Source organism: Microcystis sp. M179S2 (assembly GCF_020245805.1).
In the GTDB taxonomy this organism is placed as follows: Bacteria; Cyanobacteriota; Cyanobacteriia; order Cyanobacteriales; family Microcystaceae; genus Microcystis; species Microcystis aeruginosa.
Map to the genome: position 1 here is coordinate 54,439 of NZ_JADBUE010000087.1, position 16,399 is coordinate 70,837.

Here is a 16,399-nt window from a genome sequence, read left to right on the forward strand (position 1 = left end):
TATTTTCAAAAAAGTATATTATTTTTTTGAGCGAGTTAATTTTTTTCCGATGCCCTCTGGTCGAACTCACGATCGCATTACCCTAATTCTGCTGCCACCGATTGCGGGGGCGAGTTTTTTGGTCAGTGGCAGTGGTAAATTAACCCTATTACTGTTGGCCAGTTATTTGTTTAGCGGATTTCTGTTTGGACCGGATCTTGACATCCACTCGGTACAATACAAACGTTGGGGTTATCTGCGCTGGTTGTGGCTACCCTACCGTTCCATGATCCGTCATCGCGGTTGGTTATCCCACGGTTTATTGATCGGCACAATTTTTCGGTTATTTTACTTCGGTAGTTTTCTTTTACTAGCGGCGATCGTCATCATTCCGATCCTGCAAAGTTTCTGGGGTATAGACTGGGATTGGCGACTGTGGCCGCAGCAAGCGCTCGCATTATGGCAACAGTATCCCCGGGTAGCGATCGCTATTTTCCTGGGTTTAGAATTAGGGGCGATGAGTCATAGTTGTAGTGATTGGATCGGATCGGCCTACAAACGTTCTCGAAAAGTGGCTCAAAAACCGGTAAAAAAGAAAAAACGTTAATAGTCCGCGTCCACAATTTCTAATTAGCCTTACTTTTATATTCTTGCCAAGTTTTCGGACTGATAAAGAGAGTTCCTTTTTCTTGCTTGTCGGGAAACTGGATATAATTTTTCTCTAAATAATCCTTGAGTTTTGGTGATTGCAGAAATTCCTTTTCAAATCGATAGAGAAAAACCAAATCGGGCTGTCTTTTTTCGATAACTTCTAGGATAAAATTCCCATCAAGATTCTGATTGATAAATCTCTTTCTGGTGATGACGGCAGTTTCTGGGGGTGTTTTCAAGAAATATTGATATATATAGTGAGGATTATCGGTTAACAGAAGTTTATCGGAGTTTTTAAATTTTTCAAACACAGCTTCTGCTAAAAGAGGTTTATACCTTTTATTAAATTGAACATAGGCATTAATTGAGGGATCACGATTGGTGATTATTCTTAAGGTATTAAAGAGAAATTGACCAGACAGTGGTAGAAAAATCAGCATTTTGAGAACTAATTCCCGGGTTATTTTTCGATTTTGCCTAAATTCCCCGAGACTATCACTAATTTTTAACTGTTCGACAAACAAGGCAATTATCCAAACGGCGGGAATAATTAAGTGGATATAATAATGAGGCCAAATTGGGGCAACTGTGGCAAATCTAAATAGATTAGAACCTAACCAGACCAACGGCGGTAAAAGTGGTATTATATTGCGAGTAAAAACCATCGCTATAATAGCGATTACTGTGACGATCAGATAAATTGGTTCGTACTTTAGGGCGCTTTGCAAGAGAGTCCATAAGGTGAGATTTTCTTGAGCGAAACTAGCGGCAACACTGACATGAGATTTAATGATATTTGCGTAGGAAAAAGGAAAAATAGTCAGGGAACCCAAGACAAAGACTAAAACGACAGCGACTGACCAAATAACAATATCAATGATTCTTTTAATAAAACTATTCTGTTGATTAAGAAAAATAATTAAAGCTACAGTTGGGATAATAGTAATGCCTGAAAGTTTAATTTGCAGGGAAAAAACGAAAGCAATGGCACTGAGTAAATACAGCCCATACTTAAGCTTACCCGTGAATTGAAGGGCTTTAAAGATAATAAAAATACTTAAGATTGTAAAAAAAAGTGAGGGTAATTCCCGCAACATTGTCGTTGACAGGTTAATATACACTGGACAGGTTGAGAGAATGAATACTGATAAACAAGAGGCCAATATTCCGCAATTAACTCTCAGAATTAGATAAAAAATTACTAACATAATTGTGGACAAAGAAAGCACCATAAGGCGGGCGGCATAGAGAGTAAATCCTGTCACGCTTAACCAACCATTTAGTAAAAGAGATAAACCCGATAAATGATCGTGCCAAACTTGTTCGTAGAGATGATAACCTTGTTTAGTGACGTAGGCAAGTACCATGGCCACCGCTTCATCAAAATTAAGGATATAGGGATAATGAAGCGGGACTTTCCAGAAAACAATTCCTAGGAAAAAAACTGCAATGGCAATTAATGCCATTAAATCAAAACGATAAGATTTCTTATTCATAACTTTTTCTGGACAAGAATTGCTGCGTATCTTATCACAGATTGAGACATCAGTTATGGGTTAAAAAAGATACCAAGATTACTTTTCGGAACTACGCCCTAAATCTTTAGATCTATGATAGGCCGCCACCACTGCCTCGATAATAGTCGATCGAAAAGAGCCTTTTTCTAATTGTCTCACCCCGGCAATCGTCGTTCCCCCGGGGCTAGTGACGCGATCCTTTAATTCACCCGGATGTATGGCCGATTCTTTTAATAGGGTTGCCGTCCCCAAAACTGTTTCTAGGGCCAATTGAGACGCGATCGCTCGCGGTAATCCGGCCGCCACACCACCATCGCTTAAAGCTTCCACCATCAAGGCCACAAATGCCGGGCCCGATCCCGATAATCCCGTTACCGCGTCCATCAAAGCTTCGGGAACTTCCACCACCGTACCGACCGCAGCAAAAATATCTCTGGCTACGGCCAGATGTTCCGGTTCCGCATGACGACCGGGTGCGATCGCTGTAACCCCTTGTCCCACCGTGGCGGGGGTATTAGGCATCGTCCGGATGACGGGGCGATCGGGAAAGCCCATTTCTAAGCGATTGAGGGTAACTCCTGCTAAAATCGAGATAATCAAGGGTTTTTCGGGTATTCCCAGCAAACTATTCACTACTTGCTCTAAAATTTGCGGTTTTATCGATAAGATTAACACCTCAGTTGCTCTAGCGGCTTCCCGGTTATCCTCACTGACTTGTACTCCGTAGGTATTAACCCAAAAGTTGCGCCGTTGGGATTGGGGTTCACTGACTAACACCGTTTCGGGACTATAAATATTTTTTTTTAATAAACGGCTGAGAATGGCCTCGGCCATCACTCCACCGCCAATAATTCCTAAACGAATAGACACAGTATTATTTAAAGTAAAAAGTAAACAGAAAAAAAGGCAGATTTAGAGGTCTTACCCCCAAAAAAACGCATCCTCTCGAGAATCGATCGATTTTTAGCTTCGACAAACTTAACGAGAGGACTATGGGAGGATTCATTGAGCTAATCGACTGCTTTCGGCTCCCCAAGCAGCTGCGGGGGAAACGGGACGAGCCATTTTCGGGTTGTCGGTGATATCGTGAATAGTTCCGGAAAGGGTGCTAACTTTAACGCAGCTGGGGGTAAATAGGAAAATACTCTCACCGATGCGTTCTTGATGACCATCAATCGCGTAAGTGCCACCGGCGACAAAATCCACGGCTCTTTGTGCTTCTTCGGGATCCATGACGTTGAGGTTTAAAACCACCGATTTGCGTTCTCTCAGGGTTTGGATAACTTGGGGCATTTCCTCGAAGGAATGGGGCTCGATCACGACTACTTCTGCATTATTGTTGTTGATACCTGGCATACCGATCACGTTGCTTCTGTTGAGTCCCATAGATGTGGCTGTACTGAGATTTAAAGGTTCGCGTTGACGACGATTGAGGGGATCTTCTTCTTCGTTTTGATCCCTATCTTGGGGGGAGGACTTTTCCCAGTTCATTTCTTCGTAGTCGGTTTCGTCTTCGTCTTCTGGTTGTTCGGAGATGCCGACAAAATCTTTGAGTTTGGTAAAAATGTTGTTCACAGTCGAAGTGTCCTTCAAAAGATTTTTTAGGTGGTCTTGGCTAGAGTCGGGGTTATTTTAGTGGCCTTTAACAACTTTTGCTCTCACTTAGTACAGGAGAACTATTTTGTTCAGGGTTCGTCATTCTAGTCGTCTGGAGGCAGCGGTTAGTTCCCTCTTTTCAGTTATCAGTTATCAGGGGATAGTTTTCAGGGATTGGGAAAAAGTCAATTCCTCATTTCTAACCACCGGTTTCTAGACTGAACGCTGTAATCTTAAGATATATTGTCACCGATTATTAAAATTTCTAGGGTTTTTTTCTGTAAATTTACGGAGATGGTTCAGTAAATACGATCGCCGAAGATGCCAGTTCCCACCCGGATCAAAGTGGCTCCGGCCTTGATAGCCAGAGGATAATCGTTAGACATCCCCATGGATAGATGAGGCAGGCATAAACTAGAACTATTCTCGATTATTTGGGCTAAATCCCCGGTTTTTTCAAAGGCGGCTAACTTTTCCCCAGCCGATAATCCCTGGGGCAGAATTGTCATCAAACCCTGAATTTTTAGCTGTTGACAGTTGACTAAAGCGGGAATATCTGCTAGGAGTTCGTCCTTGTCCCAACCGAACTTATCGGGATCGGGGACAACTTTCACCTGTAGCAAAACTTGGGGATTAATCTCTAATTCCCCAGCTAGGCGATCGAGTCTTTGGGCTAATTTTAAACTATCGAGGGAATGGATTAAATCAAAAGATTCTAGGACTTTGCGGGCTTTATTTGCCTGTAGATGCCCGATAAAGTGCCAATAAATATCTGGGAGGTCTTTTAGTTCTTGCTGCTTCGAGATTGCTTCCTGTAGCTTACTTTCAGCAAAATCTCTCACTCCTGCCTGGTAAGCTTGACGGATATAATCGCTCGATACCTGTTTACTGACGGCAATCAGGCGCGTGGAGGGGGGTAGGGTAAGACGGATTGACTCGATACGACTAGCGATCGTCATGAACTAGACTGAAAAGGTTTGTTGATAAATTTGGTTGAGACTGTTAAATTCTTGCACATTACCGCGCCGTCGCCAATTCCGCAGCCGGTTTTCCACCAAAAGACGAGCATCGGAGCGACTAATCGGAGCGAACGAGACTTTTTTGGCTTCCACCGTCACCAGAAAAAAAAGACGTTGGGCATAAAGAGTGGTAAATAATTCCTGATGTTCTTCTAATAGACACACTCTGTACAATAGACCGAAAGTGGGATGATTGAGATAGGTTTCGTTACTCATTCAAGCGATCGCTAAAGGAAAAGGATTGAGCGAACTAGAAAATTTTTCAACAACAAAATCAAGCGGATGGCTCACAAACAACTGATTTTTCGGGGGTTTCCCTAGCCTGATCTTACCAGAATCCTTCAATGACAACTAACGATGCCAGTCTATGTCATGATTTCCTGAGTTTTCACTTTTTCCCTGTTAACGTGGATACATCTCGGTGACAACTTGTCACCATCAGAAATTAGCTCTGCTGCAAAAATCAAAGATTTTCCCTTAGCTGAGGAGACTCCCAGACTCCGAGACAGGAAGATAAAAAAGACAATAGACAACTATGATACCCATAAAAGCTAAGATTATCTCAAATTTATCTGGGTTTTTAGATATTTTGACCCGATAGCGGCGATCGGTGAACTGAAAACTCACATCTGATCACTGATAACTGATAACTGATCACTGAATCACTGATCAAATGCCCTAAGCTTGTATTAAGCCTTTTTTAACTTCAAATTCCTTTAACCTCAATCAATATGGATTTTTCTAGTCTTGTTGCCAGTCAGCTAAACGCCGGCGTTATCTGGCCCGAAGGAATCCTGATTATTACCCTGATGGTGATTTTAATCGGCGATTTAATCGTGGGACGAAGTGCCAGAAGTTGGCTGCCCTACGTTGCGATCGCTGGTCTGCTCGCTGCTGTGGTTGCTCTCTATTTTGCCTGGGACAATCCGAAACCAGTGGCCTTTTTAGGGGCTTTTGAGGGGGATAATCTCAGTATCGTCTTTAGGGGGATTATTGCTCTTTCTACCGCCTCCACAGTGCTGATGTCTATCCGTTATGTGGAACAAGCGGGAACCTCCCTAGCGGAATTTTTAGCCATTATGCTCACCGCGACCCTCGGGGGAATGTTCCTATCTGGCTCTAGTGAATTGGTGATGATCTTCATCTCCCTAGAAATGCTCAGTATTTCCTCCTATCTAATGACCGGTTACATGAAGCGGGATCCTCGATCGAACGAGGCCGCTTTAAAATACCTGTTAATTGGAGCTTCTAGTTCGGCGATTTTCCTCTATGGTGTTTCCCTTCTCTACGGTTTATCCGGAGGTGAAACCAGTTTAAGTGCCATTGCCCAAAAATTAACCGATGTTAACGGTGGTCAGTCCTTGGCCTTAGCGATCGCATTAGTGTTTGTGATTGCCGGTATCGCCTTCAAAATTTCGGCGGTTCCCTTTCACCAGTGGACTCCTGATGTGTACGAAGGTTCACCCACTCCCGTGGTGGCTTTCCTCTCGGTGGGTTCCAAAGCGGCCGGTTTTGCCCTAGCAATTCGCCTCTTAGTGACGGTTTTCGGTCTAGTGAGCGAACAATGGCGGTTTATCTTTATCGCCCTAGCAATTTTGAGCATGATCCTCGGCAACGTGGTCGCCTTAGCCCAAACTAGCATGAAACGGATGTTAGCCTATTCCTCGATCGGTCAGGCGGGTTTTGTCATGATTGGTTTAACCGCCGGTACTGACGCGGGTTACTCTAGCATGATTTTCTATCTGTTAATTTACCTGTTCATGAACCTAGGGGCTTTTGCCTGCGTGATTCTCTTTGCTCTGAGAACTGGAACCGATCAGATCGCTGAGTATTCGGGACTCTACCAGAAAGATCCGCTGCTAACCCTCTGTTTAAGCATCTGTCTGCTCTCTTTGGGGGGAATTCCGCCTCTAGCGGGCTTCTTTGGCAAGATTTATCTATTCTGGGCCGGTTGGCAAGCGGGACTTTATGCCCTCGTCCTCGTTGGTTTAGTCACCAGTGTGGCCTCGATTTACTACTATATCCGCGTGGTCAAAATGATGGTGGTCAAGGAACCCCAAGAGATGTCCGATGCGGTGAAAAATTACCCCGTTATCAATTGGACCCTTACCGGGATGCGTCCCCTACAGGTGGGTATTGTCCTCTCCCTAGTGGCGACTTCCCTGGCCGGTATCCTCTCCAATCCTCTCTTTACCCTAGCGACGGATTCCGTCACCACTACCCCCATCCTACAATCGGCGGCCCTGGCGACGCACATTTCCCGAGCGAATTGAGAATCTCTGTTGATTTATCGGCGTTGTCAGATCAGAATAGGAAAGATGCCATGCAATCCTTGCTATCAAAGTAATTTCAGTTCTGGGCTGATTCGGAGCATCTTTCAATTTGACAACGCCTATTGTAGGGCTAATTCATGAATTAGCCCTACAGCTAATCCGTTTTTAGTAATGTGATTAACTCTCAATTTGTTCTAAAATAGAGGCTAAAATATCTGGAGTTAATCCGTTAGCTTCTGCTTCATCATTAGCTTGATCCATAATTGTTGATAATCTCGCCGCTGCTTTTTGACGATATTTTTCTAATTCTAATTGAATAGTTTCAGTTAATTTGTTTTCTATGTTCCCTCGGTCATTGGGTTGAATTTTAGCGTAATAAGTAGCAATTTATAAAGGAACTTGAATAGTGATTTCTGTCTTGCTATTCATGGTAAGTAGCTGGTTATAATTAAATTAAAAATGTATTTTAGGTTCGATCCCCCCTGCCCCCCTTGATAAGGGGGGTGTCTGATAATTTTTAACGCCTACCTACTTAATTGATTGTTCTTTTTACTTTTAACAGACCTCTATTGTAGCACAAAATCACCATACTCATTGAATTTGACCCTATTGATGTAAAAGTTGCCATTGGATCAAAAAAATCAATGAATAGAAATATGGACTAAAAATAAAAGCCCCCAACTGACTAAATCAAGGGGGCATTTATTGTATTTTTTGTGAGCAATTTAGCCAACTTTTGTGGTTTCTTTTTCGGCTGATTTGGATGGCTTCAGTTTGCGTTTGAGGGTTGAAGCTGCGCCGAGAGTACCGAGGACTCCAAGACCAAAGAGGGAGGCGGGTTCAGGTACTTGTTGGACTGTTTGTACTGTCCCAAAAGTTACGGGGAAAGCTAATAAAGCACCTACATCTGGTGATGTATCGATGGCGATTTCAAAACCAGGAGCACCATCAGAACCAATTAGATAACGTGGAGCACTGAGACCCGTGAACGAGTTCACAAACGTTAAATTAGCCGGGTTACCCCCATCAGCATTAGCTGTATTAAAAGTTAACGTTGAAGATGTGGCATTAACCAAAAATTGCCCTGTTCCGTAAATAAAAGAAGTGTCCGCAGTATTTAAAGTAAAAGGATTACTATTAACTGTCAAGGTAAGGTTAACGTTGGTAAAGGGATTGGGAGTACCATCCTGGATAGTATAGCTACCTATTGGCACATCTACGGTTCCCACCAAAGAAGCGTTATTACCTGATTGACTCCAACTGCGGTTAACAGTAAAAGTAACGGCCGTTGCCGCCACAGGAGTGAGCATAGCAGCGAGAGAAGTTGCGCCAGCTAAAGCTAGGGTGGGAATTAATCGGTTTTTAATCATCTTGATTGAGCAAACGGGTAACTGGATGCAACTATCGTCTTCCTTGCAGCTTGCTTGGTCAAGCAACAGCCTAACCTATGACAAAAGGCGGACAACAAAACACTACACATTCCCCCCCCCACAACTGTAGCAAAAGCTACAATTTAATAATTCTTTACATTCTTCTCCCCGACTAGCAACTGATACTAAATCCGTTGAGTATAGGCTACATATCAGGACAGGCAAAAGTGGTAATAGATAATCAGTGTTTAATAACCAGATTTAGTATTAAGACTTGTTCTAAGCTTAACCTGCTTTTTGCCTTACTCAAATTGGCCAAGTAAAAGACTCATTTCGTTAACCACATTCTCACTTGCTTTTAACGCTTCTTTTCTAATTGCTTGAATTTCGGTCATACTTTTTGCTATTCTCTGCTGTTCAGATTGGGGTGGAATAGGCACTAAAACTTTTGACAAATCATCTACTAAAATAGTAGGAATGGCATGACCTGTCATGTACCTTTTAATCTGACGCAAAAAAAAGTCTGTTCGCATATATACTAATAAAAACAAAGGCTCGACTCCCTGAATATTTCTTAATACTGAAAATCCATTTGAGCAAATTGCTCCGTCTTCATCTTCCGTGATTAGGGCTGTTGCTTGGCGTGGTGTTCCCGTACTTGCTCCTGAAATTGCTGTAATAATATCGCCTTTGTACAATCTATAAGTTGCGCGAGATGGGGCCTCATGTGCCTTAATTATTTGTTGAGAAACAACTTGCATTGTACGGTAATCAACATCGGAAATGGCGATATATCTAATTTCACTATCCCTAGCTAAACGAAAATCAGCCGCAGCTCTCAAAATATCGGCAATTTCACCTAAAGGTTTCGCCCCAATAGATTTTAGATGTTCTAATAATTTTTGGTCATTGGGTAAATAATGTTCGGCATCCAGTCTCGAATTGAGCAGGGTATTCTTAACTGTATAAATACAATCGCTGTTTTGTGCAAATTCCCCATTGATAAATGACCTAAAAGATTGAGAAATATCATCTATATCATCGTCAACTATTGGCAAACCTGATTTTGTTCGGGCTATAACTCCCGACTCGTTGCGCTTATATATTGTTTGTCCTTTAACGTCATAGCCTATTTTTTTGATTTGTGCCATAAAACAAGAATCATGGTTTGCTGGTAATTTTTGAACTACCAAAAGTGATGTCTTGATTCCAGTGCCGTAGGGTACAAAGGCTTCCGGCGGTATGGAAACAACACCTAATATTTTTGTTTGGGAGCGCAACCAATGGCGAATCGGTCCATTAGAGATATTTTGTAATAGACCATCGGGCAGAATAATCGCCATGCGCCCACCTACCCGCAATAATTTTATAGATTTCTCAATAAATAAAATATCGGGCGACTGACCCGCTAAAACGGTTGGGGAAACTTCCCAACCATTGGACGCTGATTTATGCCATTTCCTGGCGAGAAGATATGATTTAAGAATTTTCTGGTCTTCTACTTTGCCTTTATTTCCGAAAGGAGGATTGGTCAAGATAACATCAAAAGAATTATTTAATTTTTCATCTTCGATAAGCGCATTAGTGCAGATAATTTCTGAACCTGTGCCACCTTCAAAAACTAAACGAATCATTCCCGAAAGGGCGACATCGGGATTAAATTCAATTCCTGTAATACTTTCTTGCACAAAACTTGCTATATTGAACTCTGGATTATTTTGTCGAACATGGTTGATTGCTTGAATTAAAAAACCACCACTTCCGCAAGCAGGATCTATAATTTTTTCGTTTGGTTTGGGGTCTATCATTTCAACCGCAAGACGGACAATTGGATGAGGCGTAAAAAATTCTCCCCTATCTCCACGCTGGTGTCTATTTACAAAAGTCTGGAAGGCTTCACCTTTTATATCTCCAGATGTTTTAGTTAAATTAATGTACTGTAACCTGCCTACAATATAAGCAAGAGTTAAAGGTTTTAACTTGAATGTGTCATCGGTGAAAAATCCCCGATAATGATTCTTGATTGAGGTAAATAATTGACTAAGACGCGACATAAATTCATCGGACTTATTTGCTACGATGGCTTTATATTCACTTGCTGTAACGCCAAAATTTACAGATTGCTTGGCAGATTTTTCATCATGAAGTTTGATGATGATTAGTTTAACCATCTCGTGAAAAATCTTGTCTTTGAGCATTCCTTCGTTGGCGTAAATATAATTATGGCACTCTTCAAAAACTGCGGAAAGATTGTTAGAAGGTCGTAATTCCTGAATTTGCGGGAGTTTTTCAGGTAACAGGCTATCTTCGGAAAATAACAATCCTTGCTCTTTCATTTACTGCGCTTGATTTGACCGTTTCCCCTTGCGGGTTGTTGAATAGATAGAATATTTTTAGCCTCGACTGCATTCCTACCAAACCAGTCTTTTAGTGGACAGAGATAATCGCCATCTTGATTAAACAAGAACTTGGCCTTGTACCTAATTATAGAATATAAATTAGAGGATGTCAAGAGATAAAAAATTCAGTTTAATGTTAACCAAAGTGAGTAAAAAAAGCTGAGAGATTGTTGATGACAGAAATTCGGAGCATCTTTCAATTTGACAAAGCCTATTGTAGGGCTAATTCATGAATTAGCGCCAATTGTAGGGCTAATTCATGAATTAGCCCTACAGCTATTGACAACGCCAAATTCAACCTTTTGATCAGGTGAGTGCCACCCACCTGACTCATTTTAGCTATACATTAAAACGGAATAGTAAAACATCACCTTCTTGAACAATGTATTCCTTGCCTTCACTTCTGACTAAACCTTTTTCTTTGGCTGCGCTCATCGTGCCACTATTAACTAAATCCTGATAAGACACGGTTTCCGCACGAATAAAACCCCGTTCAAAATCCGAGTGAATAACTCCGGCTGCTTGGGGTGCTTTCATCCCAGAAATAATCGTCCATGCGCGGGTTTCTTGGGGACCGGTGGTGAGATAGGTACGCAGTCCTAATAACTCGTAGGTAGCTTTAATTAAAGATTTTAATCCCCCTTCTTCTACTCCTAAAGAACCGAGAAAATCTTTTCTTTCTTCCTCCGACAATTCCACTAATTCCGATTCCACTTGAGCAGAAACGATCACAACTTTGGCCTGTTCCTCTTGGGCAATTTGACGGACACTTTCTACCCAATCATTACCCGTGGCCAGATCATCTTCGCTCACATTAGCGGCATAAATAATCGGTTTACGACTCAATAAACCGAGATTTTTAATTAATTCTTCTTCCTCTTTGCTTAAATCCACTTTTCGCGCCGAAATACCGTCATTAAGACAAATTAGGATTTTTTCAAGGATAGCCAATTCTTCGGCGGCTTCCTTGCTATTTTTCGCCTGTTTGCGTAAACGTTCCACCCGCTTCTCCACCTGTCCCAAATCCGCCAGAGCTAACTCTAGATTAATCACCTCGATATCCCGGGCCGGATCCACGGAACCGGAAACATGAATAATATCATCATTATCAAAACAGCGCACCACATGAACGATCGCGTCCACTTCCCGGATATTAGCCAAAAATTGATTACCCAATCCTTCCCCGCGACTCGCACCCTTGACTAATCCGGCAATATCGACAAATTCAATCCGCGTCGGCACGATTTTCTCAGAATTAGAGATTTTAGCCAAAACCTCCAGACGTTCATCGGGGACGGATACCACACCCACATTCGGTTCAATGGTACAAAAGGGGAAATTAGCGGCCTCGGCCTTGGCATTAGCCACCAGAGCGTTAAATAGGGTCGATTTACCCACATTTGGCAGTCCCACGATTCCAGCTTTTAACATAAAAATTGCTTGATAAACATCATCCCGACCTCTCACTATATCAGGCTGCATCTCGTTTTTGTGAGTCCGGTTGATGCGAAAGACTCTCGATAGTCAACAGCTTAGTTAACATTTGCTGAAAAAATTTTTCCTGGAGGTAGGAGACTCCGATTCAGGAGACTCCGATTCAGGAGACAGGAGATTATTTTTATTTATTCTCCCCATTTCCCCATTTCCCCATTTCCCCATTTCCCCACACCCCACACCCCACACCCCACACCCACGAAAAACTTATTTAGCAAACCCTAGTTAACATTTATTCAAGTTCCTTAACTAAAAGTAGGCGAGACTTTACAAGAGATTGCGAGAATGGGATGTGATGCTTGAGACTGAGTTAGGGTGAAGAGTAAGAAAGAATACACCTGTAGCACTGGGCAAAATTATGGCAAGACAGGCCTTTCGCTTCTAACTACGTCCTGAGAGTAATTTTCAGTGCTATGACAGTATATTTCCTAGGGCGATCGAGTGTAAATATCGCCCAATCGCCGCAACTAATCACTAAATCATTCTTGGGGGTATCTGTATGAATCAAAGTATCGGAGCAAACACCCGTAATGTGGCCCTTGTCGGCCCCTACTCCAGTGGAAAAACCTCCTTACTGGAAAGTTTACTTTTCGTCACAGGAGCCATCACCAGAAAAGGTAAAATTAGCGATCGCAATACCGTCGCTGATAGTTCCACGCAAGCGCGGGATCGACAGATGAGTGTAGAAGTTTCCGTTGCCCATAGTCAATACCAAGACCTAAATTTTACCTTTCTCGATTGCCCCGGTTCGATCGAATTTGCCAGTGAAACCTATAATGCCCTCGTCGGGGCCGGTGCTGCTATTATCGTTTGTGAACCGGTGGTCGATCGAGTTCTCACCCTGGCTCCCTTGCTAAAATTCCTTGATGATTGGGAAATTCCGCATCTAATCTTCATCAACAAGATGGATCGCTGTAATAGTCACTTTAACGAAGTCCTACAAGCTCTCAAATCCGTTTCTAGTCGTCCCCTCGTTCCCCAGCAATATCCTATCCGTCAGAACAACGAAATTATCGGATTCATCGATTTAATCAACGAACAGGCTTATCATTACCATGCTAACAGTCCCGCCGATCCTGTAGCTTTACCCGACCACCTCAAGGAAGAAGAACAGATTGCTCGACAAGAAATGCTAGAAACGATCGCCGAATTTGATGATCATCTTTTAGAAGAACTCCTCGAAGATATTAACCCCTCCCGGGAAGAAATTCTCCAAGACTTAAAACAAGAACTGGGAGCCGATCAGATAGTACCTGTGTTCTTCGGTATGGCGGAACGGGACTATGGTGTGCGTCATCTCCTCACCGCTTTAGTGGAAGAAACACCGGCCCCGACAATTACTGCCAACCGTCGCGGTCTCGATCCCAGTGCGGATGGAGATGCAGTGGTACAAATCCTCAAAACCTATTTTACTCCCCAGGGCGGTCGCCTGTCCCTAGCGCGAATCTGGCAGGGAACCCTTAACGATGGCATGGCCTTGAACGGTGTGCGGATTGGTGGTATCTATCGTCTCACGGGACAACAACAACAACCCCTACAGCAGGCCCAAGCGGGGGAAATTGTCGCTCTCGGTCGTTTGGAAGGAATCGCCACCGGAGATGTGGTTAGCAGCGGCAGTCAAAAACCCGCTCTTCCCAAAGGATTACAGCTTAAACCCGTCTTTGCTCTCGCTATTGCCGCCGCAAATCGCAAGGATGAAGTGAAATTAAGTTCAGCTTTGACGAAACTGATCGAAGAAGATCCTTCCCTCTACTGGGAACAACACGGCGACACTAAAGAAGTGATTCTCTGGGGACAGGGAGAAATTCATCTGCAAGTGGCCCTCGATCGCCTAGCGCGCAAGTATAATCTACCGATGACCACCCATTTACCCCAAGTTCCCTACAAGGAAACGATCAAAACCAGCACCAAATCCCACGGACGTTATAAACACCAAACCGGCGGCCACGGTGCTTTTGGCGATGTTTACCTCGATATTAAACCCTTACCCCGGGGGGAAGGTTTCCACTTCCATGAAACCATCGTCGGTGGTGTCGTCCCCAAACAGTATATCCCCGGGGTAGAAACGGGAGTGCGGGAATATCTCGGTCATGGTCCTTTGGGTTTCCCCGTGGTGGATATTGATGTCACCCTCACCGATGGTTCCTATCACAGTGTCGATAGTTCCGAACAAGCTTTTAAACAAGCGGCCCGTCTAGCGATGACGGAAGGACTGCCTAAATGTCATCCGGTCTTATTAGAACCAATTCTATCGGTGACAGTTCTCGCTCCCTCAGAATACACCGCCAAGGTTTTGCAGTTAATCAGTGGTAAACGCGGTCAAATTCAGGGTTTTGAAGCTTCTGCGGAGTGGAAAGGTTGGGATCAGGTAACGGCCCATCTCCCCCAAGCGGAAATGCACGATTTTATCGTTGAATTGCGTTCTTTGACTATGGGTGTCGGTTTCTTCCAGTGGGATGAGGATCACCTGCAAGAAGTGCCGGATAAACTGCGCGATGCGGTTTTAGCTATGCAGGGTAACGGTCAAAAGTAGGCGATTTCGCCTCTGGTGTGGTCTATTGAGAAAAGGGAGGGTCTCCCTCCCTTCCCTGATGGGTTACACAAGAGGTAGAACCTCTGGAAATGCGTTACAAGGGAGACCCTTGCAACGAGGGATTGAAAACTTTTCTGAGTTTTCTTCGGCTATTTATGGATGTCTGAATGATGCCCATCTGAAACCTAAAAAAGAACTTGATTCCTTGCTCACTCTCCGATTTCAGAAGTTTAATAAATCTCAGATTATGAACGTCTAAAGTATAGTTCATTCTAGAGCGAAAACAATTAACAAAAATCGCAGCAATGTTTTTCTCTATAGGGGTTTCATCTCTTATAATCCTGTCTGTTGCATAAGACAAACCGAAGAACCATTTTTACGAGGAGTTCCTCTCCGTCTTTTATTAGGGGAATGCCTGGCTCCTGGGGGAATTTAAGGGCTTGTTGGCAGTAGTTGAGAGCGCAATCGCGGTCTTGAGAATTGTCCATCATATTTGAACGTTAAGCGACAGCAAAGCCTGTATAGGGTCTAATTTCAGGGGATTTAAAGGCTAAAATAATCTGGTTTTGAGGGATTCCTGCGGCTACTAATTCATCGGCAATACCATCCTCAGTTCCGTCGTGTTGAATCCAAATTTTTTGATCAATAATATCAATATGTAATAGGGTTCCGTAGATTCGATAACCATTTTGCCAACCTGTTTCAACCAATAAATAGCGATCGCGGGTTTGATCTAGGACTAATTCGATTTGGATTTGGCGATCGGTGTCGAGGAAGTCGGCATAATCTTGGAATGTTTTTTCAATAATTTGCCGATATTGGGCAATTAAGGAATCCATCGTACAATTACCTCCTGGTTGGGATCAAAACTAAATAACTGAATAATACCATCTTCAATTAAGGTTTGACCTGCTTCTTCTTCAAATACTGTTTTGCAGGTGTTTTCGCTAACAGCCAAAAATAGTTTATATTCGGGATAATAACGCCTTAAAAGATGGGTATAAACGACAAATTGACCAACTGCCTCTTCAAGGTCTTTCATATCAGAGGGACGAGTAAAGCTCTTAATTTCAACGGCTATTTTTTCTGTTCCCTTTTCTGCGGCTAATAGTCTTTCTGCTCCCAAATCAACAAACAGGTTTTTACCTCTTGTTAAACGAATCCGTAGGGGGTCATGGGTAATTGTCCAGCCGTCTTTGATTAGGGCGTGTTTTACACAGTCATGAAAAATATCTTTGGCAGGCATTGTTTTTTATAGATAAAAACTGAAATTTTCTCAGGGTTACTTTAATTTATTGTCTGAATCTACTAAGTTTCCCTGAATTTGTCCTAACAGTTCCTCACAATCTTTAACCAAGGGAATCCCCAGTTCTTGGCATAATTCAAGCGCTTGTTGGCAGTAGTTGAGAGCAAGTTCAGGGCGATTAGTTTTGTGGGCGATTTCGGCGAGAAACACCAATTCGGATTTGAAGTAGCGCAATGTTTCTAAATTATTAGCGATAGACATCTCTTCGATGTTTACATTGCAAGATGAGTATTACCTGTTTTGGGTCATCAATTTCATAGCG

Annotated in this window: 15 protein-coding genes and 1 pseudogene; 4 read left to right on the forward strand and 12 right to left on the reverse strand. The window is 42.9% G+C overall.

Going from position 1 to position 16,399, the window contains the following annotated elements:
- The first annotated feature begins 49 nt into the window (after positions 1-49).
- On the forward strand, positions 50-586 hold the full coding sequence (locus IM500_RS05235; protein ID WP_002796310.1) for a metal-binding protein: 537 nt from the start codon (positions 50-52) through the stop codon (positions 584-586).
- 19 nt (positions 587-605) lie between these two features.
- Here IM500_RS05235 and IM500_RS05240 read toward each other — a convergent pair whose 3' ends face one another.
- From IM500_RS05240 to pipX, 5 genes are all read right to left on the reverse strand, one after another.
- A complete protein-coding gene (locus IM500_RS05240; RefSeq protein ID WP_190720479.1) occupies positions 606-2,126 on the reverse strand; it encodes an ArnT family glycosyltransferase in 1,521 nt (506 codons plus the stop codon).
- 78 nt (positions 2,127-2,204) lie between these two features.
- Positions 2,205-3,017, reverse strand: coding sequence for a pyrroline-5-carboxylate reductase (gene proC, locus IM500_RS05245; protein ID WP_190720477.1), 813 nt, complete (start codon positions 3,015-3,017; stop codon positions 2,205-2,207).
- A 132-nt stretch (positions 3,018-3,149) separates the two neighbouring features.
- On the reverse strand, positions 3,150-3,722 hold the full coding sequence (locus tag IM500_RS05250) for a cell division protein SepF (RefSeq protein WP_061432398.1): 573 nt from the start codon (positions 3,720-3,722) through the stop codon (positions 3,150-3,152).
- A gap of 320 nt (positions 3,723-4,042) precedes the next feature.
- Positions 4,043-4,702, reverse strand: a complete 660-nt coding sequence (locus tag IM500_RS05255) for a YggS family pyridoxal phosphate-dependent enzyme (RefSeq protein ID WP_190720474.1) — start codon at positions 4,700-4,702, stop codon at positions 4,043-4,045.
- Between the two features lie 3 nt (positions 4,703-4,705).
- Entirely contained in the window at positions 4,706-4,978 is a 273-nt protein-coding gene (gene pipX, locus IM500_RS05260; protein WP_190720471.1) for a transcriptional coactivator PipX, read from the reverse strand.
- Positions 4,979-5,493: 515 nt separating this feature from the next.
- On the opposite strand from pipX, the gene IM500_RS05265 reads away from it, so the two are divergent.
- Positions 5,494-7,035: an NAD(P)H-quinone oxidoreductase subunit N gene (locus tag IM500_RS05265; RefSeq protein WP_287737894.1), complete on the forward strand. Its 1,542-nt coding sequence runs from the start codon at positions 5,494-5,496 to the stop codon at positions 7,033-7,035.
- Positions 7,036-7,212: 177 nt separating this feature from the next.
- Here IM500_RS05265 and IM500_RS24430 read toward each other — a convergent pair whose 3' ends face one another.
- The 4 genes from IM500_RS24430 to ychF all read right to left on the reverse strand — a co-directional run bounded on the left by IM500_RS24430 (position 7,213) and on the right by ychF (position 12,235).
- Entirely contained in the window at positions 7,213-7,422 is a 210-nt protein-coding gene (locus tag IM500_RS24430; RefSeq protein WP_353737893.1) for a hypothetical protein, read from the reverse strand.
- Positions 7,423-7,760: 338 nt separating this feature from the next.
- On the reverse strand, positions 7,761-8,405 hold the full coding sequence (locus IM500_RS05270; protein WP_190720462.1) for a PEP-CTERM sorting domain-containing protein: 645 nt from the start codon (positions 8,403-8,405) through the stop codon (positions 7,761-7,763).
- Between the two features lie 302 nt (positions 8,406-8,707).
- Positions 8,708-10,741 carry an N-6 DNA methylase gene (locus IM500_RS05275; protein WP_190720458.1) on the reverse strand — a complete coding sequence of 678 codons (2,034 nt, stop codon included), beginning with the start codon at positions 10,739-10,741 and terminating at the stop codon, positions 8,708-8,710.
- A 402-nt stretch (positions 10,742-11,143) separates the two neighbouring features.
- Complete coding sequence (gene ychF, locus IM500_RS05280; RefSeq protein ID WP_002732084.1) at positions 11,144-12,235, reverse strand: redox-regulated ATPase YchF; 1,092 nt, start codon at positions 12,233-12,235, stop codon at positions 11,144-11,146.
- 562 nt (positions 12,236-12,797) lie between these two features.
- Between ychF and IM500_RS05285 the strand changes: the two genes are divergently transcribed.
- Together IM500_RS05285 and IM500_RS05290 are read left to right on the forward strand one after the other, a co-directional pair.
- Positions 12,798-14,831: an elongation factor G gene (locus IM500_RS05285; protein WP_190720455.1), complete on the forward strand. Its 2,034-nt coding sequence runs from the start codon at positions 12,798-12,800 to the stop codon at positions 14,829-14,831.
- Between the two features lie 121 nt (positions 14,832-14,952).
- Positions 14,953-15,090 (forward strand): annotated as a pseudogene (locus IM500_RS05290) (IS630 family transposase); the annotation flags it as partial.
- 241 nt (positions 15,091-15,331) lie between these two features.
- On the opposite strand, the gene IM500_RS05295 reads toward IM500_RS05290, so the two are convergent.
- The 3 genes from IM500_RS05295 to IM500_RS05305 are packed head-to-tail and all read right to left on the reverse strand — an operon-like array spanning position 15,332 to position 16,338.
- Positions 15,332-15,670, reverse strand: a complete 339-nt coding sequence (locus IM500_RS05295) for a XisI protein (protein WP_002788474.1) — start codon at positions 15,668-15,670, stop codon at positions 15,332-15,334.
- Positions 15,658-16,077 (reverse strand): XisH family protein, encoded by a 420-nt coding sequence (locus tag IM500_RS05300; protein ID WP_190720452.1) that lies wholly within the window; start codon positions 16,075-16,077, stop codon positions 15,658-15,660. Before IM500_RS05300 ends, IM500_RS05295 begins: the two co-directional genes overlap by 13 nt.
- 36 nt (positions 16,078-16,113) lie before the next feature.
- Positions 16,114-16,338, reverse strand: coding sequence for a hypothetical protein (locus tag IM500_RS05305; protein ID WP_190720449.1), 225 nt, complete (start codon positions 16,336-16,338; stop codon positions 16,114-16,116).
- Between the last annotated feature and the right edge of the window lie 61 nt (positions 16,339-16,399).

What these genes read in the sequence shown, in the direction of transcription:
- IM500_RS05275 (WP_190720458.1), bottom strand. Translation starts at nt 10,741, where the DNA reads ATGAAAGAGCAAGGATTGTTATTTTCCGAAGATAGCCTGTTACCTGAA.
- IM500_RS05240 (WP_190720479.1), bottom strand. Translation starts at nt 2,126, where the DNA reads ATGAATAAGAAATCTTATCGTTTTGATTTAATGGCATTAATTGCCATT.
- IM500_RS05270 (WP_190720462.1), bottom strand. Translation starts at nt 8,405, where the DNA reads ATGATTAAAAACCGATTAATTCCCACCCTAGCTTTAGCTGGCGCAACT.
- IM500_RS05295 (WP_002788474.1), bottom strand. Translation starts at nt 15,670, where the DNA reads ATGGATTCCTTAATTGCCCAATATCGGCAAATTATTGAAAAAACATTC.
- IM500_RS05300 (WP_190720452.1), bottom strand. Translation starts at nt 16,077, where the DNA reads ATGCCTGCCAAAGATATTTTTCATGACTGTGTAAAACACGCCCTAATC.
- pipX (WP_190720471.1), bottom strand. Translation starts at nt 4,978, where the DNA reads ATGAGTAACGAAACCTATCTCAATCATCCCACTTTCGGTCTATTGTAC.
- ychF (WP_002732084.1), bottom strand. Translation starts at nt 12,235, where the DNA reads ATGTTAAAAGCTGGAATCGTGGGACTGCCAAATGTGGGTAAATCGACC.
- IM500_RS05235 (WP_002796310.1), top strand. Translation starts at nt 50, where the DNA reads ATGCCCTCTGGTCGAACTCACGATCGCATTACCCTAATTCTGCTGCCA.
- IM500_RS05285 (WP_190720455.1), top strand. Translation starts at nt 12,798, where the DNA reads ATGAATCAAAGTATCGGAGCAAACACCCGTAATGTGGCCCTTGTCGGC.
- IM500_RS05305 (WP_190720449.1), bottom strand. Translation starts at nt 16,338, where the DNA reads ATGTCTATCGCTAATAATTTAGAAACATTGCGCTACTTCAAATCCGAA.
- IM500_RS05255 (WP_190720474.1), bottom strand. Translation starts at nt 4,702, where the DNA reads ATGACGATCGCTAGTCGTATCGAGTCAATCCGTCTTACCCTACCCCCC.
- IM500_RS05265 (WP_287737894.1), top strand. Translation starts at nt 5,494, where the DNA reads ATGGATTTTTCTAGTCTTGTTGCCAGTCAGCTAAACGCCGGCGTTATC.